This is a genomic window from Agrococcus carbonis, assembly GCF_900104705.1.
Taxonomy (GTDB): domain Bacteria; phylum Actinomycetota; class Actinomycetes; order Actinomycetales; family Microbacteriaceae; genus Agrococcus; species Agrococcus carbonis.
Genome location: NZ_LT629734.1, coordinates 2716485 through 2735565, shown reverse-complemented (window position 1 = coordinate 2735565; position 19081 = coordinate 2716485). Strand labels below are relative to the sequence as shown.

Below are 19081 nucleotides of genomic sequence, written 5' to 3'. Positions count from 1 at the left end.
ATGAGCAGCACGAACCACGACCACCCGACCGCGGGCGAACTCGTGCCGGTGAAGTTCTCCCGCCTCACCCGCCGTGGTGTCCTTCTCGGCCTGTCGCTGACCCAGCTCATCACGCTTGCCATCGGCGGAGCCACGCTCATCGGCGCGTTCTACGCCGGCGGCGGGATGCTCCTCGCCTACACCGCGCCCATCTGGGTACTCGCCGCAGCCCTGACCTGGATACCCATCGCAGGCCGTCCCATCGTGGAGTGGCTACCCATCGCCTGCTGGTGGCTGTGGCGCACCACCGGCGGCCAACTGCTGTACCGGCTCAGGATCGTCGTCCCGCGCCCCGTCGGCACCCTCGCACTGCCCGGCGACATGGCGCGACTGCGCGAGTACACCGACCCCGACACCAGCGCCGGCATGATCCACGACCCCCACGCCGCCACGTTGACCGTCGTGTGCGAGGTCACCCATCCCGCGTTCGTGCTCCTCGATCCCGGCGAGCAGGAACGCCGCGTCAGCTCCTGGGGCCGCGTCCTGGCCACCGTCTGCCGTTCCGGGCGGATCGCGACGCTGCAAGTCCTCGAACGCACCCTCCCGGACTCCGGCACCGGACTGGCCGAATGGTGGGCCACCCACGGCACCCCGGACGGCTCGTGGGCGGCCGACACCTACGCCGAACTCATCGACCGCGCCGGACCCGCCGGCGAACGACACGCCACCACGCTCTCGCTGTCACTGGACATGAAGACCAGTGCCCGTCAGATCAGGACCGCTGGCGGCGGGATACGCGGTGCCGCCGCCGTGCTGCGCCAGGAGATGAACACCCTCGTCGCCGCGCTCCGCTCCGCCGACCTCTCGCCGTCCGGGTGGCTGACACCGGGGCAGATCGCGGTGATGCTGCGCTCGGCCTACGACCCCGCCATCGCCGCCACGCTGGAACGCCACGGGAGGCTCGGCCAGTCGCTTGCGACTGCGGGGCCGGTTGCCGTCACCGAGACCTGGGGCAGGTTGCGCACCGACTCCGCTCACCATGCGGTGCTCTGGGTCAGCGAGTGGCCGCGGTCGCTGGTGTATCCGGGGTTCCTGTCGCCGGTGTTGCTGTCCACTGGCATCCAGCGATCGTTCTCGCTGATCTGCACCCCGATGCGCTCCGATGCTGCCGCTCGCGACATCCGCAAGAAGAAGGTCGAGCACATCTCCGACCAGGCCCAGCGCGCGAAGATCGGCCAGATCGAAGATGCCTCCCAGACCGCCGAGTACCACGACGTGCTCCAACAAGAAGCCGACCTCACCGCCGGACACGGCATCCTTCGCTACACCGGCCTCATCGCCGTCTCCGCACCCACCGTCGAAGAACTCGACGCAGCCGTTGCCGCCATCGAGCAAGCCGCGATCCAGGCATCCTGTGAGACCCGGCTCCTCGTCGGACAGCAAGCCGCCGCGTTCACCGCCGCCGCGCTCCCGCTCTGCCGCCGGGTCTAAGTCAACCGCCACCGCCGCGGCGTGACCCGACCCTTGCTCCGGCAGTGGATCAGGCTCGCGCCTCGATGAACCGAAGCATCGAAACAGGAACCGGCGCGTCTGGGGTTCGTGGCAGATCGACCACGGGAAGCACCAGGGACACGTCTGCGAGGTCGTCGACCCCGAGTTCTAGCCAGTCCGTGCAGTCGGCATGTGGCAAAGCGCTCACCAGCTGGCGATCCGCGAGCAGCAAGCTGAACGGAGGGAAGTGAATCACGGCAGAGATTGTCGGTGTGGTCGTTGTCGTCCATTCATCGTCCCTTCCACCATCCCGCGACAGCTTTACGGCCAAGCCCTCGTGTGCTCCCTCAAGGACCGCCGCCGCTCCGTCCGGCGCGATCGCCGCCAAGAGCCGGATGCCCTCTGGCGCTGGGGCTGCGACTCCATGCCGCACGGCCCCGACCAGGTCAGGGTGTGAATCGATGAGTTTCGGAGTCAGCGCTGTCATGCCCGCGAGCGCGGAGCGGATGAATCGGCCCGGGCGAACCTCGTTGAGCTTTCCTTCAATATGAGTCCGCTCGCCCTTCCATTGGGAGTGGAGCAGGTTGCCTGCGAAGGTGTAGGCCCACCGAATGTACTCGTCATCCCAAGGGGATGTGGCTGCCCGGCAAGGTTCGCAATGCGCATACAGGCTGGCGCCACTGAGTCGTGGACGCCCGTGGGCAAGTCGGTTGCCTGCTGTCGTGCCGCCCCAAGAGAAGCTCCCATTGTTGAATGCAGCTCTCGGTGGCACGTGTGCCTTGGTGAGTCTTGCCCGGGCCCCGCACAGCGCGCACTTGCCGCTCTTTGCCCGCCCACCCGTCGGCCGGAAGCCTTCCTGCTCACTCATGCCTGCACTCGCGCAATCTCTAGGCATCGATGGCGGAGTCTGCTGTGGCAAGTCCTTCAATCGCTGTCGGGGCCGAAACAGCGTGGGGCGTTCTTTCGGAGAGAGCCGCCGCCAAGCTGTCGATGTCCTCGTGCTCCGCGGCGTCGGGGAACATCCAATGCAGATCGCGCTCCTCTGTGGCCACGTCGATAGTGGGTCGGACGCCCGCTCCGCGGTGCGAGCGACCGCGTACATTCCGCACGTCATCCAGGGAGTAGATCGGGCCGAGTTCGCCTCGCTTTAGGAGGTTCCCTGGGTTAGCGGTGACGATCCGTCGGTCAGTCACCGCTACGAACGTGCTCGACGCGAACTTCTCAACGATGGCACTGGCTCTTCCTGGCGCGAGCGCATCCCAGGTCGCATCAACCCTTCTGGCGAGAATGGCCGGCACGACGCCAGCGAAGTTGTGAGTTCCCATTTCGTATGGGAAGGCCACGCTGCGAAGCGTCTCGCCATCCTCAAGGAACCACCGAAGGATATGCAGATACGGATCGAGTTCAAGCCCTTCGGGTGCGCATACCGCCGCTGGTACTGCTGGCATCTCGACTGCTGGCTGGAGCATGTTGGCCAAAGGGTCGATCGCTTCGAGGAGCTGCCTGCAAGTGAGTTGAGAAGCCTTGGCGTCTTTTCGCTTCTTCGTGAGAGGCACGGTGGCGCGGCCGGGGAGTTCGGCGATGATCCGCAACTCGCGGACGAGCGACTCGGTCAGCGATCGGATTTCGGAGAGCGACTCGTCGATCTCGACGGGAGTGTTCCGGGCGATCCGGTCGAAGAGCTGCGCTTCGCTCTCGTCGTTGGTGCTTCGTGTTCTGGCGAGGGCGGCCCGGACAGCCTGGTACTCCGCGTGGGTCTTGAGTGAGCTGAGAAGCGCGTAGGTATCGAAGACGATTGCTTCGGCGTTGGATTCGAGGTACTGGCGGCGAGCGCGACCGTCCAACTTCCCGAGTTCCTGGACATGGCCTGCCACGTTCTTGCGGTATAGCTTCAATTGCTTGCGGATGTTGGGACCGCTGGGAGCGATGGGCTCCCAGACAGAGTCTGTGATGGCGTCGAGTTCGCGGGTCTCCTTGACTGCCTCATCGACGGACTCCGCCAGCCCTTCAAGTTCTGCCCATTGCTCGTTTCGGATGGCCTTGAGCGTCTGCGTCGTGAGCTGGATGTTGGAGCGGACGAGGCCGGAAATCTCGCCGAGCTGCATTTGGAGCGCGATCATGGCGACGGCCGGGCCGATAGCTGCGATCGCCGTGGCGGCCGTCATGGAGGCTGGGATGAATCGCGCCTGGGCGACCAGTTCACCGTTCTTGAAGATCGCCCCGAGCTTGGCGCCGTCCTTTGCTGCCATCTCCCCGCCGCTCTTCAACAGAGACAGCGTCGCATCGTTGACGCGGAAGAGGCCTTGCGCGCTCGATACAGCCTCTGCGACGTTCCCGACGATCGTGCCTGCGTTGCCGAAGGAGCCGAGAGCGGTGGAGAGCTGAGCGCGGTCGAAGGACGGCACCATGTCAAGACTGATGAGTTCAAGACCGTCGGGGACTTCGCCGAATACGACTGCGACGCCTGGCGTCACCTCGACGAGGGTCGTGGACGCTGCGACCTCAAGCGCGTCGGACCTGACCTGACCGTCCTCTGCGGTCTGCCTGCCAACGGCGTCATCATTACCGGACTCGTCGCGCGGGTCGTCCATGTGGCTCTCCTTCTCGCCGGTGACTGCCTCGTGCCTCCCTCCGACGCCTCCATCAAGTATGTCAGCCGCCTTCGACAGCGCCTGGGTCATCGCAGCACACCTCCTGGTCACACGACTTGCGAGGAGGCCGACCATGCCCACGTTCTTCGATTCGACTGCCGATGCCGCTGAGGCGTCCCAAGCCTTGCGCGGACTCACTCACGCGAGCCGGGGGTTCGATCAGCCAGCCGAGATGTATGGGGTTATCGGTGACCTGTCCTCGGGGATGCGGTCGCTGCGGCAGGCGCTCGACCAGATCGCTGATGTTCACGAGCGCAAGGCCGCGCACGCCTTCAACGACGCCGGCAGCCACGAGGCAGGAGTGCGGGACGCGCTCGCCACTGCGGAGGAGTTGCGTCAGGCCGCGAGTCTCGTCGACCGGGCGTATGACCGGCTCGCGGAGGGGTTCATCGCTGCGGGGCGGATCGCTTGGCATCCAGAGCCCGCCGTCGAGGAGGCCGCGCCGTCGCGGTGGGTCAGCGTGGTGTTCCTCCAGGGCGAAGAGGCCGACCGGCCATTGCGCATCCTCGGCGAGCTGGGCCATGTCGATGCGGTGGACTTCCTCGCGCAGTGGGACTACGGCGACGAGACCACGCAGGCCGCGCTGGAGAACGGATACGTCTACGACGAGCCCGGCGAGGGAACAAACGACCGGGTGGCGCTCTCGGGCGACTACGCGCTGGTCGTCAACCCGCACGTCGGCTACGTCTCGTTGCTGCGCCGCTACACCGAACCGGAGGCAGAGACCCACGCCGCCGAACAGATCGAGCCCGAGCCGGTGCAGGGTGGGCCGGAACTGCTGGTGTCGTACTCGTCGCCGGGCGCCCCAGAGCGGGCCGACCTGCCCGCGCCGAAGCGAGACGGGTCGTGGTTCGAGCCGGCCAAGATCACGGCGGTCAAGCAGGCGCGGGGGCTGGTGCGGTGACCGAGGATCGCGCGCGGCTGCACACTGCCGTTCTGGTGGCACCGTCGAAGGAGCGGCGCAAGCTCCGCAAGCAGCGCCGCAAGGCCGAGGCGAGGCTCCACGCCGAGCAGCACAGGACCGCGATCGCCGCCGCGAAGGCGAAGGCTGAGCAGGAGCGCGCCGAGCGCCGCGCGACGATCTACCTGCCGAAGGCGGGCGAGTCCGGTGCTGCGCGGCTGCGCACCCCAGGTCGGTTTCATCTGACGCGGCATCAGGACACGTCGGCGACACTGGCGGGCGCGTACCCGTTCGTCGCCGAGGGCGGTCTCGGCGCCGACGGCGTGTTCGTCGGCCAAGACCTCTACTCGGGCGGGAGCTTCGTCTACGACCCGTGGGTGCTCTACGCACGCGGCATCATCACCGCACCCAACGTGGTGCTGGCCGGGATCGTCGGCTCCGGCAAGTCATCGCTGGCCAAGTCCCTCTACACGCGGTCGCTACCGTTCGGGCGGCGCGTGTACGTTCCCGGCGATCCAAAGGGCGAACACACCGCCGTCGCCAACGCCGTCGGCGGACGCGCCATCGTCCTCGGCCACGGACTCAACACTCGCCTGAATCCACTCGACGAAGGCCACCGGCCCAGCGGACTCTCGGATGAGCAGTGGGCCTCGACCGTCGCTGCGCGACGCCGTGACCTGATCGGCGCCCTCGCGGAGACCGTGCTCGCGCGCGGCTTGTCGCCGTTGGAGCACACCGCGATCGACATCGCCCTGACTCAGACGGTGCGGGAGAACGACGTGCCGATCCTGCCGATGGTCGTTGATCGCATCCTCGCCCCGAGTGCGGATGCCGACGACAGGTTGGCCGAGGACGGCAGGCTTGTCGGCCATGCGCTGCGCCGCCTCGTGGCCGGTGACCTGGCCGGGCTGTTCGATGGCCCTTCGACGGTCGCGTTCGATCCGTCGTTGCCGATGATCTCGCTCGATCTCTCGCGGGTCACCGAGAACTCGACGCTCATTTCGGTGTTGATGACGTGCTCGTCGGCGTGGATGGAGTCTGCGCTGCTCGACCCGAACGGTGGGCAGCGGTGGGTGATCTACGACGAGGCCTGGCGGCTCATGTCCCACCCGGCTCTGTTGCGGCGGATGGATGCGCACTGGCGACTCGCCAGGCACTACGGGATCGCGAACATGCTGATCTTCCACAAGCTCACCGACCTCGACAACGTGGGCGACCAGGGCTCCGCCATGCGCTCGCTGGCCAACTCACTGCTTGCGAACGCCGAGACGCGGATCGTGTACCGGCAGGAGTCCGACCAACTCGGACCGACCGCTACCGCTCTCGGCCTGACCGGCACCGAGCAGCAACTCTTGCCAAACCTCGGCGTCGGACAAGGCCTATGGCGGATCAAGGCCAGAAGCTTCGTCTGCCAACACCAACTCCACCCCGACGAACTCGCACTATTCGACACCAGCAGCCGTGCAGCCGGAGGCCACCGATGAACCTCAATGGCCCACGCCGATCCACCACGACCGACGACGAGAACACGGCTCCCGTCGAGCTGCCGCATGTCCTCGTGACCGTCGCCGAAGACGGCACCCTCGCCGCGATGGTCGATGGGACACCGTTCGCGTCGCCGGACGGGAGCGCTTGGACGCGGGCGACGTTCGGGCCGCTCATGGATGCCATCACCAAGGACCGCACCATCACGGTCCGGGTCGAAGTGCGCGAGAACGATGGCGGCGTCTTCATCGAGATCCTCCGCACCCGCAAGCCCCGACGCGCAGCGGCACCGACCGAGAACCCGGTGCCGGAGACTCGTCGGAGCCGTCACGCCCGACGGATGCCGCGCTTGGCCGAGGTCACCGCGGGCGGGTTCGTCCCCGGCGAGGATGTCGCCGTCGCGACGATCGTCTCCCACACCGACGCCACCGGAACCGGCGAAACCCGGACGCTCATTGACCTCGACGACCTGCCGGACGGCACACACGAGGTGATCCTGTTCGGGCGCATCTCGGGCACGCTCGCGGTGCGGCGGCTGACATGAACCAGCGGCAAGCCGCGGGCATGGGCGACGAACTCACCAATGCCGCCCTCATTGGCCTGATCGGCATGTTCGGGATCGCTCTCGCCCTCCGCGCCGCTGGTAGCGTCGCCGCGTTCCTCACCGGCACACCGCAACCAGACGCCGGCGCAGCGGCGGGGCTCGCCGTACTGTTCAACCCCGGCGATCCAGCGACCGCGCTCGGTGCCGACGGACTCAACCCGGTCGTCTACTGGCTTGTCAGCACGGCACTGCTCGGCGGACTCGCTGCCGGGATCGTCTGGGTGTGGATCGTGCTGCGCCGCCACACGCGGAAGACAGAGACCGACCCGCACCGACTGGCGGGGATCGCGACCAGCCACGAGGTCAAGACCGCCGCATCCGCGAAAGCACTGCTTCACCGCGCGGCCACGCTGCGGCCCTCCTTGGAGTCGCCAGCACCGCAGGATGTCGGCTACCTGCTCGGTGCCAGTCGTGGAACGAAGGTCTGGGCATCGGTCGAAGACTCGATCCTGCTGATCGGCCCGCCCCGCTCAGGCAAGGGCCTGCATGTCGTCATCAACGCGATCCTCGACGCACCCGGAGCGGTCGTCACCACCAGCACCAGGCCCGATAACCTCACCGCGACCCTCCGCGACCGACGCCGCAAGGGCGGGCCGGTCGCCGTGTTCGACCCGCAACACCTCGCCGAGGGCATCCCCGCCGGGCTGCGCTGGTCGCCCATTCGCGGGTGCGACGATCCGCTGACCGCGATGATCCGCGCCAACGGCCTCGCCGCCGCCACAGGCCTCAGTGCTGGCGGGGTCGAGTCCGGCGGGTTCTGGGAGGGCAAGACCCGCACAGCACTCCAGAGCCTGCTGCACGCTGCCGCGCTCGACGGCCGCCAGCCGGCCGAGCTGTTCAGGTGGACTCTTGATCCCAGCGCGGCGTCGGAGGCCGTCGCGATCCTCAACTCGCACCCGAACGCCGCGATGGGCTGGGACGACTCGCTAGCCGCGATGATCGACGCCGACCCCAAGACCCGCGACAGCATCTGGCAAGGCGTCTCCCTCGCGCTCGCAGCCCTCGCCGACCCGCGCGTACTCGATGCTGTCACGCCAGGACCGCACGAACACTTCGACCCCGAGACCTTCCTCACCGAACAAGGCACCCTCTACCTGCTCGCCACCGGTGCCGGAGCGGGAGCCCCCACGTCGCTGGTCGCGGCGTTCGTCGAAGACCTCATCGAAACCGCCCGCCGACTCGCGGCACGCTCACCGGGAGCCCGGCTCGACCCGCCGCTGTTGCTCGCGCTCGACGAGATCGGAAACCTCGCGCCGCTGCCGTCACTGCCGACGCTCATGGCCGAAGGTGGCGGCACCGGGATCACGACCATGCCGGTCTTGCAGTCCCTCGCCCAGGCTCGCGACAGGTGGAGTGAGCATCAGGCCGGCGCGATCTGGGACGCCAGCATCGTCAAGATCATCCTCGGCGGCGCATCCAACAGCCGTGACCTCCAAGACCTCTCCACGCTCATCGGAGAGCGCGACGAGCACACCGACAGCGTGACCCTCGGCGACCACGGCACCCGCTCGAATCAGCGCTCGATCCGCCGCGTCCCGATCCTGCCGCCAGACCGCATCCGAACACTGCCGTTCGGCACCGGCATCACGATGCTGCGCTCTGCGCCGCCCATCGTCACCGACCTGCGCGCCTGGCCGACCCGGCCCGACGCAGCGCAGCTCCGCACTGACCGCGACGAACTCGAAGCGCTTCTGCGCCACCGTCCCGCCTCCTGACGACGCTTGGAAGCTCCAGTGCACCTGCCTGACAGAGCGACCCACACGCAGTTGGTCGCCCGAGTCAGGAGGAGGCCATCATGGCCATTCACACCCAGGAATCGCTGTCAGGCTTCATCGCTTCGGAGCCGTTGCTCACCGAGACGGCAAAGGGAGACGCCAGGTTCTTCGCCCGTATCGGCAAGGAGCACTTCCGCCGCGAGGACGACGGCTCGTTCACGCAGACCGGGACGACCTACCACCACTTGGTGATGTTCGGGCGTTCCGCTGAGCACGCGCACGCGAGCTTCGCCCAGGGCGACAACTTCGTCGCCGAGGGCTACACGCGGCCGGTCAACTACGAGCGCAACGGTCAGGCAATCGAGGGCGAAGAGTTCGTCGCCAAGAAGATCGGCCACGACGCCGCGCGAACCCGCTACGAGGTCGACCGGACGCCGCGCAATGGAGTGGGCCGGGACGCAGCAACGTACGAGCCGACGCAGCGAGCAGCGACCGCGGCGCACGCCCCGGTCAGCATGTGAGTTCGGGAGTCGAAGCACCATGAACGATCAGCATGAGATGGATGAGCCGGACGTCTTCGACGGACCGCCCCGCGTCACGAACGCGGACATGCCCGAACCGCCGCACCCCGTGAACTGGAACCTGCTGACGGCGCACGAGCTGGAGCAGGAATGGCTCGCGCTGAACCGGTGGGTTGACTGGCTGCGGCGCACCTATGGCCTCCCGGTCGCGGTGGTGCCGCCGTTCTGGCACCACCACCCGGAGATGGTCTGGGAGCTGTCGGCGCTGCACCTGCATTGGCTCGCGGCCTACGACCCCGAGCAGAACGCATCCGCGCCGCTCGGTTGGCACCGCGACTTCGCCGACGCTCGAGAGCGGCTTCGCTACTGGGTCACGGCCTGCGGTACTCGTGGGGACCGCGACCGCCCGACCCGGCAAGCTGCGTGGCCCGGTGAGGACCCGGCACCCACGATCCAGGACTTCACCTTCACCGACCGGGACGCCGAGTTCGTCGAGTTCGTCATCGCCCAAGTCCGCAAGCGCCAGGAGGCCGAAGACGAGTTCTACGCCGGCCTGGACGACGACGAAGCGCAGTAGACCGATGAGCCGCTACGCCAAGAAGACCGACCGTCGCCCCTACGAGGAGCGGTCGTTCTCCGTCCGGGCCGTCCACCGCGAACGCGCCGACCTGCACAAGCTCGCCGAGGTTCTCATCCGGCTGACATTGCAGGAGACCGGCGAGAGCCGCGCGGCCCGCGCGGCCGAGCGGGTGCCCGACACCTACCGGGCGGCGCCGGATGGCCTGGCCGCCTCTGAAGCCGCCCGGTAGAATGAACTGTGCAAGCCTCGCGATGCGGGGTGTTGTGGCCTAAACCTCGCCGCTCGGCGGGCGACACGCACCGAGACCATCGGGTCTCGCCCTACAGCCTTCAACGGCTGCTCTCACGATCAACACCCCTCCCACCAACAGTGGGAGCGCGAGGGTCGAACCGCGTGAGAGTGAGCCCCCGATGACCACCATTGCCGACGATCCGGCAGCCAGCCTCATCGACCCGCCCAAGACTGCGGCTGCCGCCGTGTCGTACCTGCGGGTCTCCACCCGCGAGCAGGCCGAGAAGGGCGGGACCGACGAAGGCTTCTCGATCCCTGCCCAGCGCGAAGCGACCCGGCGTAAGGCCGAACAGCTCGGCGCCGGCATCGTCGAGGAGTTCGTCGACGCGGGAGCCTCAGCCAAGTCGTCCGACCGGCCCGAGCTGATGCGGATGATCCAGTATGTCAAGGCCAACAAGGTCGCGTACTGCATCGTTCACAAGGTCGACCGGCTCGCCCGCAACCGCGCCGACGACGTGAGTATCCACCTCGCACTCCAACAGTGCGGGGTCATGCTCGTGTCTGCGTCCGAGAACATCGACGAGACCCCCTCCGGGATGCTGCTGCACGGCATCATGTCCACCATCGCCGAGTTCTACTCCCGCAACCTCGCCACCGAGGTCGCCAAGGGCATGAACCAGAAGGCCATCGGCGGCGGCACGAACGGGCGCGCGCCCATCGGCTACTTGAACGTCCGCAAGCGCGACGAGCTCGGGCGCGAAGTCCGCACCATCGAGCTCGATCCCGAGCGAGCACCGATGATCGAGTGGGCGTTCAAGGCGTACGCCTCGGGCAACTGGAGCGTCAGCCAACTCCACGACGAACTCACCTCGCGCGGGCTGCGCAGCCTGCCCACGCCGAAGAGGCCGGCGAAGCCTCTGGCGGTATCCACCATCCATCGGCTCCTGACCAACCCGTACTACAAGGGCGATGTCATCTACAGGGGCACCCGCTACAAGGGAAGCCACCCGGCACTCGTGCCAGCCGAGGTCTGGTACCAGGTACAGTCCGTGCTCACCGCGCACCAGTGCGCCGTCGAGGCAACCCAAGTCCACGGCCACTACCTCAAAGGCACCATCCACTGCGGCCAGTGCGGCTCCCGGCTCATCGTCTCCAACGCGAAGAACCGCCACGGCAACGTCTACTGCTACTTCGTGTGCTCCGGTCGGCACTCCAAGCGCACCGACTGCACACGCCAGGCGATGCTCATCGAAGACGTCGAGAAGCTCGTCGAGGACTACTACACCCGCGTCCAGATCACGCCCGCCCAGCAGGACGCCCTCGCGGGCATGCTCCACCACGAGTTCGACCGGCTCATGGCCGTCGAAACCGAGGAACTGGAACGCCTCACCACCAACCGTGACCGGCTCGAAAGCGAGCAGGACCGCCTCATGCAAGCGCACTACGCCGACGCGATCCCGCTCTCCGTGCTCAAGCGCGAGCAGGACCGAATCGTCGTCGAACTCAACCAAGTGACCCGCCGCATCGACGCCCACTTCGGCGACTACGCCGACGCCCGAGCCCACCTCGACGACGCCCTCGGCCTACTCGCCAACTGCGCCAACATCTACACCCGCTGCGACGACACCAACCGGCGCCTGTGCAACCAGGCCTTCTTCACCAAGGTCTTCATCGACGAGGACAACGAGCTGCGCGTCGAGCACAACCGGCCCTTCGAGATGCTCCTCGATCCGCAGGTCAACGCCAACGCCCTGACCTGGGCCGCAGACGCGAACAAGGCCCGAACCTCGACCAACGTTTCCGTTGGCAAGGGTTCGAGCCTTGTGCGTGCGGTGGATCTGGGGGGACTCGAACCCCCGACCCCCTGCATGCCATGCAGGTGCGCTACCAGCTGCGCCACAGACCCAGAGCCGCTTCCGACGCTGTCGGAGCAACCCTGCCACTATACATGGCCGCACAGCCGCGTGTCACATCCGCAGGTGCGCCGGATGCGGCCGACAGGCGTATGCTCGGCGCTCGTGCAGACGACAGGCCGGGCACGTCCGGGTCTCATCCAGCTGTGGGAGCGACAGCATCCCGCCAGGCGCATCTTCGGCGGCTTCGTGCTGCTCAACCTCGTCGGCTGGGCGCTGCTCATGCTGCCCGTCTCCCGTCAGGGCAGCGGCGCGGCCACCTGGATCGAAGCGCTCTTCACCGCGGTCTCGGCCGCCTGCGTGACGGGCCTGACGGTCGTCGACACCGCCCTCTACTGGACGCCGTTCGGCCAGGTCGTCATCCTGTTGCTCATCCAGCTCGGCGGCCTCGGCGTCATGGTCTTCGCGAGCCTCATCGGCATCTTCGTGGTGCGTCGCTTGACGCTCGGCTCACGCATCACCACCGCCCAGGAGACGCACCTCGACGGCCCGGGCGGCGTGCGCACGGTGGTCGTGAGCATCCTGCGCATCGCGCTCGTCGTCGAGGGCGTCGTGGCACTCGCGCTCTTCGCGCGCTTCTGGCTCGGCCGCGGCGAGGATCCGTTGCACGCGCTTTGGCTCGCCGTCTTCCATGCGGTCTCGAGCTACAACAATGCGGGCTTCGCGCTCTTCAGCGACAACCTCATGGGGGAAAGGCCCGTCATTGGCTAGGCTCCGCAACCCCTTCGACCCGCGCACGATCGGCTCGGCGACCTCGGTCGCCGTCATCGGGCTCGGCCGCTTCGGCAGCGCGCTCGCGCTCGAGCTCATGGCCAACGGCACCGAGGTGCTCGGCATCGACGACCGAGAGGATGCGGTGCAGGCCCTCAACGGACGGCTCACGGGCGTCGTGGCCGGCGACGCGACGCAGCCAGAGCTCATCGAGCAGCTCGGGCTCGCGGATTTCGATCGGGTCGTCGTGGCGATCGGCACCGACGTGACCGCCTCCATCCTCTGCACGAGCCAGCTGCTGCGGGTGGGCGTGCGACAGGTGTGGGCGAAGGCCGTCGACGAGCGGCACGCGGTCATCCTCGACCAGCTCGGCGTCACCCACGTCGTGCGGCCCGAGGCCGACATGGGCCGGCGCGTCGCCCACATGGTGCGCGGCGCCGTCGAGGACTTCATCGAGATCGAACCGGGCTACGCGGCGGTGCGGCTCGAGGTGCCGGCGTCGCTCGCGGCGGTGCCGCTGCGGGAGCTGAACCTGCAGCAGCAGCACGGCGTCGGCATCGGCGCCGTCAAGCGCGAGGGAGCGTGGGTGCTGGCGAACGCCGAGACGCGCTTCGAGGCAGGCGACACGATGCTCGTGCACGGGCGCACACCCAAGGTCGAGGCGTTCGCGGTGGCGATGGCGAAGCAGCGCCTGCAGCAGGCGTAGACGCCTGGGTACCGGGTGGTCACGACGCGCCGCCGGCGCCCGTGAGCGTGGTCACGACGCGCCGCCGGCGGGCGCCTGCGCGCGGCGTGTCGTGACCACCCTCGGCCGGCGCAGCCGGCGCGCGCGGCGTGTCGTGACCACCCTCGGCCGGGTCAGCGGGTGGGAGCGGCGGGCGGCTCGAACATCATGAACATGTCGCCGTACTGCTCGCCGACGATGCGGAACTCGCCCCAGCGGACGCCGCCCGCCTCCTGGTGCTCGAGGCCGATCCAGTCCCACCCCATGATCGCGGGGTTGTCGTCGCTGCACGCAGGCGGCTCTCCCCCGCCGGTGCCGTCGAGGCACAGCAGCGCGAGCCCGTCGCCGCCCTCGAGCACGGTGATGCGCTCGTAGGCCTGCGTCGTGTCGGCGCAACCGGCGAGCGCCACCGCGACGACAAGCGCTCCTGCTGCCGCGGCGAGCCTCCTCATGCCCCCAGCGTATGGGCGCGCGCAACGACGCTGCGCGCGTGCCGCAGGATCGGCTCGTCGACCATGCGGCCCTCGAACGAGAAGACACCCGGCGTCGCCTCGGCGGCTGCGAGGATGCGCCGCGCCTCGTCGAGCTGCTCGGCCGTCGGCGCGAACGCGCGCCGGTACGGCTCGACGTGGTTGGGGTGGATCGCGGCCTTCGCGCCGAAGCCGGAGGCGGCCGCATCCACCGCCTCGGCGTGCGCGCCGTCGAGGTCGGCGATGTCGGTGCGGATCGCGTCGATCGCCGTCTTCCCGAAGGCGCCGGCGGCCAGCAGGATGCGGCTGCGGGCGTGCACGGCGACGTCGCGGTAGGCGCCGGACGCGTCGCGGCTCGAGGTGCCGCCGATCGACGCGACGAGGTCCTCCGCGCCCCACATGACGCCGACGACCGCCTCGTGCGCGACGAGCGGCTCGACGGCGAGCACGCCGCGGGCCGTCTCGACGAGCACCACCACGCGCGCGCCCGGCACCGCGGCGACCACGCGGTCGACCTGCGCGGCCGACTCGGCCTTCGCGAGCATCACGGTGCGGAAGGGCGACGCGGCGACCGCCGCGAGATCGTCCTCGAAGCCGTCGGCCGACGCGTCCTGCACGCGCACGATCGTCCCCGCGGGGTCGAGCGACGCCGCCTGCACCGCCTCGCGGGCGGCAGCCTTGGACTCGGGCCCGACGGCGTCCTCGAGGTCGAGGATCACCGCATCCGCCCGGTCTGCGGCATTCTGGAACCTGTCGGGCCGGTCGCCGGGGCAGAACAGCAGCGCGGGGCCCATGCCGAGGAGCGTCATGCCTGCTCCCCCGCGGCCTCGCCCGAGGCGCCGGGGCTCCCCTGCATGAGCACCTGCCGCACCGCCTTCGCGACGACGTCGCCGTGCTGGTTGCGCGCGAGGTGCTCGAAGGTCGCGATGCCCTGGCCGGGCCGCGACTTCGAGGGGCGCTTGGCGGTGACGCGCGTCTCGCAGTAGATCGTGTCGCCGTGGCGCACCGGCGCCGGGAACGACACCTCGCTGAAGCCGAGGTTGGCGACGATCGTGCCCTGCGTCAGCTGCCCCACCGACAGCCCGACCATGGTCGCGAGCGTGTGCATCGAGTTCATGAGCGGCTCGCCGAACTCGGTCGTCTCGCTCCACGCGCGGTCGAGGTGCAGCGGCTGCGGGTTCATCGTGAGCGTCGTGAACAGCACGTTGTCGGTCTCGGTCATCGTGCGGCCGGGCCGGTGCTCGTAGACGACGCCCTCCTCGAGCTCGTCGAAGTAGAGGCCGCGCTGCGTGATGCGGCGCTCGGATGCGGCGGCTCCGGTGGGCGCGGCGGATGCGGTGCGGTCCTCGGTCATGCGGCCTCCTCGGCGTCGCCCGGGCTCCCGGGCGTGACGGTCGCGAGCTCCTGCCCGCGCGCGACCTGCGCGCCGCTGACGGCATGCAGGTGCACGGTGCCGGCGACGGGTGCGCGCAGCACGTGCTCCATCTTCATGGCTTCGACGCTGATCACGGCGGCACCCTCGGCGACCGTGTCGCCGTCGGCGACGTGCACCGCCACGACGGTGCCGGGCATGGGGGATGCGAGGCTCGGCTCGGCGGGACCGCGTCCGCGCCGGGTGCGCGGCGGCGCCTCGACGAGCCAGTCGCCGTGCTGCGTCGACACCCACATGCCGTCGGGGGTCTCGAAGGTCGGACGCTCGAGAGGCAACCGCGAGAACCGCTCGACCGTGCCGTCGGCGCGGCGGATCTCGATATCGACGTCGCGCAGCTCGACGAACCGGTGCTCCTGCGGCTCGTCGATGCGGCGCACCCGCACGGTCGCGACGCCGTCGCCGTCGGCGAAGCGCGCGACGCGGCCGACCGCGCCGCTCATGCGCCAGCCGTCGCCCGCCCACGGTCCCTGCTGCGGCACCGCGCCGCCCTGGAGGGCACCCGCGACGGCGAGCACCTCGGCCGGGAGCCGCCCCACGACCGCGAGCTCTGGGTCGGCGTGGTCGCCGAGCGAGGCGGCGATGCGCTCGCCCTCGCGGTCGATGAAGCCGGTGTCGAGCTCGCCCGCCCACACGCTCGGCTCCCGCAGCAGCGCCCGCAAGAAGCCGCGGTTCGTGACCACGCCGAACAGGTGCATCTCGCGCAGCGCGTCGCGCAGCCGCTCAATCGCCTGCTCGCGGGTGGGCGCGTGCGCGATGACCTTCGCGATCATCGGGTCGTAGCTCGAGCCGACGGTCGTGCCGACCTCGACGCCCGCGTCGATCCGCAGCCCGCCCGTCTCATCCCACGGCCACTGCAGGTCGACGACCTCGCCGCCGGTCGGCAGGAAGCCCGCCGCGGGATCCTCGGCGTAGAGGCGCGCCTCGATCGCGTGCCCGTCGAGCACGATGTCGCCCTGCGCGATCGCGAGCCGCTCCCCCGCAGCGATCCGCAGCTGCTGCTCGACGAGGTCGACGCCCGTGACCATCTCGGTGACCGGGTGCTCGACCTGCAGGCGCGTGTTCATCTCCATGAAGAACGGCTCGTCGGGCCGGTCGCCCGCGACGATGAACTCGACCGTGCCGGCGCCCACGTAGCCGACCGAGCGGGCGGTCTCGACCGCTGCCTGCCCGATCGCGGCGCGCTGCGCCTCGCTCAGCAGCGGGCTCGGGGCCTCCTCGATCACCTTCTGGTGGCGCCGCTGCAGCGAGCACTCGCGCTCGCCCAGGTGGATGACGCCGCCGTGCCGGTCGGCGAGCACCTGCACCTCGATGTGGCGGGGATGCGTCACGAAGCGCTCGATGAAGAGGGTGTCGTCGCCGAACGACGCCGCCGCCTCGCGGCGCGCCGTCGCGAGCGCATGCGGCAGGTCGGCCGGGTCGTCGACGCGGTGCATGCCCTTGCCGCCGCCGCCCGCCGCTGGCTTGATGAGCACGGGGAAGCCGACGCGCTCGGCGCCCGCGATGAGCGCCGCGTCGTCGAGGCCGGGCTCGGCGATGCCCGGCACCGTCGCGACGCCGCGCGACTCGACCGCGTGCCGGGCGGAGATCTTGTCGCCCATCGTCTCGATCGCGGATGCGGGCGGGCCGATGAAGACGATGCCCGCCTCCTCGCACGCGCGGGCGAAGGCGGCGTTCTCGCTCAGGAACCCGTAGCCCGGGTGGATGGCCTGCGCGCCCGACGCGCGCGCCGCATCCAGGATCCGCTCGATCGAGAGGTACGTGTCGCGCAGCGGCCCGGAGCCGAGCGTCACGACCTCGTCGAAGTGCGCCGGATGCGGCGAGGGGTCGTCGTCGGCGCGCACCGCCACCGAGCGGATGCCGAGGTCGCGGAGCGTGCGCGCGACGCGGATCGCGATCTCGCCACGGTTGGCGACGAGCACGGTGTCGAACATCTGGGCGGTGTCGAACATCTGGGCGTCATCCATCTGGTCTGCCATCCCCATCACATCCGGAACACGCCGAAGCGCGGCTCGGGCAGCGGCACGGCGGTCACGACGTCGAGCGCCATGCCGAGCACGCGGCGGGTGTCGGCCGGGTCGATCACGCCGTCGTCCCACAGCCGGGCCGACGCGTAGTAGGGGTTGCCCTGCCGCTCGTACTGCTCGCGCACCGGGCGCTCGAACTCGGCCTGCGCATCCGCCGACCACTCCTGCCCCGCCGCCTCGAGCTGCTCGCGCTTGACGGTGGAGAGCACGGATGCGGCCTGCGGCCCGCCCATCACGCTCACGCGGGCGTTGGGCCACAGCCACAGGAACCGGGGGTCGTAGGCGCGGCCGCACATCGAGTAGGTGCCGGCGCCGAAGGAGCCGCCGACGACGACGGTGAGCTTGGGCACGCGCGTGGTGGCGACGGCCGTGACCATCTTGGCGCCGTGCTTGGCGATGCCGCCGCGCTCGGCCTCGGAACCGACCATGAAGCCGGTGATGTTCTGGAGGAACACGAGCGGCACGCCGCGCTGGTCGCACAGCTCGATGAAGTGCGCGCCCTTCATCGCCGACTCGCTGAAGAGCACGCCGTTGTTGGCGACGATGCCGACCGTGTGGCCGTGCAGCTCGGCGAAGCCCGTGACGAGCGTGTCGCCGTAGCCGGCCTTGAACTCGTGGAACTCGCTGCGGTCGACGATGCGCGCGATCACCTCGCGCACGTCGTAGGGCGTCTGCAGGTCGGGCGGCACGACGTCGTAGAGCGTCGAAGGGTCGACCGCCGGGGCCGCGTCGTCCTCGAGCGCGCTGAGCGGCGCGTACGCGAACCAGCCGAACGCCTGCCGCTTCGCGGGCACGACGCCCGGCTGCGCGGCGCGATCCTCGGGCGGGAGCGCCGCGACCATATCGCGCACGATCTCGAGCGCGTGCTCGTCGTCGTCGGCGAGGTGGTCGACGACGCCCGAGACCTCGGCGTGCAGCTGCCCGCCGCCGAGCGACTCGGCGTCGATCACCTCGCCGGTGGCGGCCTTCACGAGCGGCGGGCCGCCGAGGAAGATCGTGCCCTGCTCGCGCACGATCACCGTCTCGTCGCTCATCGCCGGCACGTAGGCGCCGCCGGCGGTCGAGGAGCCCATGACGGCCGCGAGCTGCGGGATGCCCTGCGCCGAGAGCTGCGCCTGGTTGAAGAAGATGCGGCCGAAGTGCTCGCGGTCCGGGAACACCTCATCCTGCATCGGCAGGAACGCGCCGCCCGAGTCGACGAGCGCGATGCACGGCAGGCGGTTCTCGCGCGCGATCTGCTGCGCGCGCAGGTGCTTCTTCACCGTGAGCGGGTAGTAGGTGCCGCCCTTCACGGTCGCGTCGTTCGCGATGACCATCACGTGCCGGCCGTGCACGAGGCCGATACCGGCGACGATGCCGGCCGAGGGCGCGTCGCCGGGCTCACCCTCGGCGGGGTCGCCGTAGACGCCCCACGCCGCGAGCGGCGCGACCTCGAGGAAGGGGCTCCCGGGGTCGAGCAGCCGGTCGATGCGCTCGCGCGCGAGCAGCTTGCCGCGCGCGACGTGCCGCTCGCGGCTCGCCTCGGGACCGCCGAGCGCCGCGGTGCGGAGGCGCTCGCGCAGCTGCGCGACGAGCGCCTCCATGGCGGCGCGGTTGGCCTTCGCCGCGTCGGCGGTGACGTCGACGTGGCTCGTGAGTGCGTGCATGCC

Annotated in this window: 17 protein-coding genes, 1 tRNA gene and 1 pseudogene; 11 read left to right on the top strand and 8 right to left on the bottom strand. The window is 69.5% G+C overall.

Annotation, left to right across the window (positions count from 1 at the left end; translation table 11 throughout):
- On the top strand, positions 1-1470 hold the full coding sequence (locus BLT67_RS13105) for a PrgI family protein (protein WP_034224873.1): 1470 nt from the start codon (positions 1-3) through the stop codon (positions 1468-1470).
- 49 nt (positions 1471-1519) lie between these two features.
- On the opposite strand, the gene BLT67_RS13490 is transcribed toward BLT67_RS13105, so the two are convergent.
- Both BLT67_RS13490 and BLT67_RS13095 read right to left on the bottom strand, forming a co-directional pair.
- Positions 1520-2338 carry a hypothetical protein gene (locus tag BLT67_RS13490; protein WP_157674362.1) on the bottom strand — a complete coding sequence of 273 codons (819 nt, stop codon included), beginning with the start codon at positions 2336-2338 and terminating at the stop codon, positions 1520-1522.
- 19 nt (positions 2339-2357) lie between these two features.
- Complete coding sequence (locus BLT67_RS13095; protein ID WP_197674423.1) at positions 2358-4151, bottom strand: hypothetical protein; 1794 nt, start codon at positions 4149-4151, stop codon at positions 2358-2360.
- A gap of 43 nt (positions 4152-4194) precedes the next feature.
- Between BLT67_RS13095 and BLT67_RS13090 the strand changes: the two genes are divergently transcribed.
- From BLT67_RS13090 to BLT67_RS13055, 8 genes and pseudogenes are all read left to right on the top strand, one after another.
- Positions 4195-5025: a hypothetical protein gene (locus BLT67_RS13090; protein WP_034224869.1), complete on the top strand. Its 831-nt coding sequence runs from the start codon at positions 4195-4197 to the stop codon at positions 5023-5025.
- Positions 5022-6506: an ATP-binding protein gene (locus BLT67_RS13085; RefSeq protein WP_034224867.1), complete on the top strand. Its 1485-nt coding sequence runs from the start codon at positions 5022-5024 to the stop codon at positions 6504-6506. Before BLT67_RS13090 ends, BLT67_RS13085 begins: the two co-directional genes overlap by 4 nt.
- On the top strand, positions 6503-7051 hold the full coding sequence (locus BLT67_RS13080) for a hypothetical protein (RefSeq protein ID WP_092667411.1): 549 nt from the start codon (positions 6503-6505) through the stop codon (positions 7049-7051). Before BLT67_RS13085 ends, BLT67_RS13080 begins: the two co-directional genes overlap by 4 nt.
- Positions 7048-8826, top strand: a complete 1779-nt coding sequence (locus BLT67_RS13075) for a type IV secretory system conjugative DNA transfer family protein (protein ID WP_092667410.1) — start codon at positions 7048-7050, stop codon at positions 8824-8826. Before BLT67_RS13080 ends, BLT67_RS13075 begins: the two co-directional genes overlap by 4 nt.
- Before the next feature lie 80 nt (positions 8827-8906).
- Entirely contained in the window at positions 8907-9347 is a 441-nt protein-coding gene (locus BLT67_RS13070) for a single-stranded DNA-binding protein (RefSeq protein ID WP_092667409.1), read from the top strand.
- A gap of 37 nt (positions 9348-9384) precedes the next feature.
- Positions 9385-9924: a hypothetical protein gene (locus tag BLT67_RS13065; RefSeq protein WP_081794104.1), complete on the top strand. Its 540-nt coding sequence runs from the start codon at positions 9385-9387 to the stop codon at positions 9922-9924.
- A 4-nt stretch (positions 9925-9928) separates the two neighbouring features.
- Entirely contained in the window at positions 9929-10156 is a 228-nt protein-coding gene (locus tag BLT67_RS13060; RefSeq protein ID WP_034224858.1) for a hypothetical protein, read from the top strand.
- Between the two features lie 181 nt (positions 10157-10337).
- Positions 10338-11378, top strand: a pseudogene (locus BLT67_RS13055) (recombinase family protein); the annotation flags it as partial.
- A 613-nt stretch (positions 11379-11991) separates the two neighbouring features.
- Here the strand turns inward: BLT67_RS13055 and BLT67_RS13050 are convergent.
- Positions 11992-12064: transfer RNA gene (locus BLT67_RS13050), tRNA-Ala, on the bottom strand.
- A 112-nt stretch (positions 12065-12176) separates the two neighbouring features.
- Between BLT67_RS13050 and BLT67_RS13045 the strand changes: the two genes are divergently transcribed.
- Together BLT67_RS13045 and BLT67_RS13040 are read left to right on the top strand one after the other, a co-directional pair.
- Positions 12177-12782, top strand: a complete 606-nt coding sequence (locus BLT67_RS13045; protein WP_231945513.1) for a potassium transporter TrkG — start codon at positions 12177-12179, stop codon at positions 12780-12782.
- Entirely contained in the window at positions 12775-13488 is a 714-nt protein-coding gene (locus BLT67_RS13040) for a potassium channel family protein (RefSeq protein ID WP_231945512.1), read from the top strand. Before BLT67_RS13045 ends, BLT67_RS13040 begins: the two co-directional genes overlap by 8 nt.
- Before the next feature lie 152 nt (positions 13489-13640).
- Here the strand turns inward: BLT67_RS13040 and BLT67_RS13035 are convergent, their stop codons facing one another.
- From BLT67_RS13035 to BLT67_RS13015, 5 genes are read right to left on the bottom strand one after another with little or no spacing between them, the layout of a single operon-like run.
- The gene (locus BLT67_RS13035) at positions 13641-13958 is read right to left on the bottom strand and encodes a hypothetical protein (protein WP_157674361.1); all 318 of its coding nucleotides are present in this window, start codon (positions 13956-13958) and stop codon (positions 13641-13643) included.
- Complete coding sequence (locus BLT67_RS13030) at positions 13955-14785, bottom strand: HpcH/HpaI aldolase/citrate lyase family protein (RefSeq protein ID WP_092667405.1); 831 nt, start codon at positions 14783-14785, stop codon at positions 13955-13957. Before BLT67_RS13030 ends, BLT67_RS13035 begins: the two co-directional genes overlap by 4 nt.
- A complete protein-coding gene (locus tag BLT67_RS13025; RefSeq protein WP_092667404.1) occupies positions 14782-15330 on the bottom strand; it encodes a MaoC family dehydratase in 549 nt (182 codons plus the stop codon). The genes BLT67_RS13030 and BLT67_RS13025 overlap by 4 nt, the downstream gene beginning before the upstream one ends.
- Positions 15327-17384: an acetyl/propionyl/methylcrotonyl-CoA carboxylase subunit alpha gene (locus tag BLT67_RS13020; protein WP_231945511.1), complete on the bottom strand. Its 2058-nt coding sequence runs from the start codon at positions 17382-17384 to the stop codon at positions 15327-15329. Before BLT67_RS13020 ends, BLT67_RS13025 begins: the two co-directional genes overlap by 4 nt.
- 5 nt (positions 17385-17389) lie before the next feature.
- Positions 17390-19078, bottom strand: coding sequence for a carboxyl transferase domain-containing protein (locus tag BLT67_RS13015; protein WP_092667402.1), 1689 nt, complete (start codon positions 19076-19078; stop codon positions 17390-17392).
- Positions 19079-19081 lie beyond the last annotated feature (3 nt).

What these genes read in the sequence shown, in the direction of transcription:
- BLT67_RS13105 (WP_034224873.1), top strand. Translation starts at nt 1, where the DNA reads ATGAGCAGCACGAACCACGACCACCCGACCGCGGGCGAACTCGTGCCG.
- BLT67_RS13490 (WP_157674362.1), bottom strand. Translation starts at nt 2,338, where the DNA reads ATGAGTGAGCAGGAAGGCTTCCGGCCGACGGGTGGGCGGGCAAAGAGC.
- BLT67_RS13095 (WP_197674423.1), bottom strand. Translation starts at nt 4,151, where the DNA reads ATGACCCAGGCGCTGTCGAAGGCGGCTGACATACTTGATGGAGGCGTC.
- BLT67_RS13090 (WP_034224869.1), top strand. Translation starts at nt 4,195, where the DNA reads ATGCCCACGTTCTTCGATTCGACTGCCGATGCCGCTGAGGCGTCCCAA.
- BLT67_RS13080 (WP_092667411.1), top strand. Translation starts at nt 6,503, where the DNA reads ATGAACCTCAATGGCCCACGCCGATCCACCACGACCGACGACGAGAAC.
- BLT67_RS13075 (WP_092667410.1), top strand. Translation starts at nt 7,048, where the DNA reads ATGAACCAGCGGCAAGCCGCGGGCATGGGCGACGAACTCACCAATGCC.
- BLT67_RS13070 (WP_092667409.1), top strand. Translation starts at nt 8,907, where the DNA reads ATGGCCATTCACACCCAGGAATCGCTGTCAGGCTTCATCGCTTCGGAG.
- BLT67_RS13065 (WP_081794104.1), top strand. Translation starts at nt 9,385, where the DNA reads ATGGATGAGCCGGACGTCTTCGACGGACCGCCCCGCGTCACGAACGCG.
- BLT67_RS13060 (WP_034224858.1), top strand. Translation starts at nt 9,929, where the DNA reads ATGAGCCGCTACGCCAAGAAGACCGACCGTCGCCCCTACGAGGAGCGG.
- BLT67_RS13035 (WP_157674361.1), bottom strand. Translation starts at nt 13,958, where the DNA reads ATGAGGAGGCTCGCCGCGGCAGCAGGAGCGCTTGTCGTCGCGGTGGCG.
- BLT67_RS13030 (WP_092667405.1), bottom strand. Translation starts at nt 14,785, where the DNA reads ATGACGCTCCTCGGCATGGGCCCCGCGCTGCTGTTCTGCCCCGGCGAC.
- BLT67_RS13025 (WP_092667404.1), bottom strand. Translation starts at nt 15,330, where the DNA reads ATGACCGAGGACCGCACCGCATCCGCCGCGCCCACCGGAGCCGCCGCA.
- BLT67_RS13020 (WP_231945511.1), bottom strand. Translation starts at nt 17,384, where the DNA reads ATGGCAGACCAGATGGATGACGCCCAGATGTTCGACACCGCCCAGATG.
- BLT67_RS13015 (WP_092667402.1), bottom strand. Translation starts at nt 19,078, where the DNA reads ATGCACGCACTCACGAGCCACGTCGACGTCACCGCCGACGCGGCGAAG.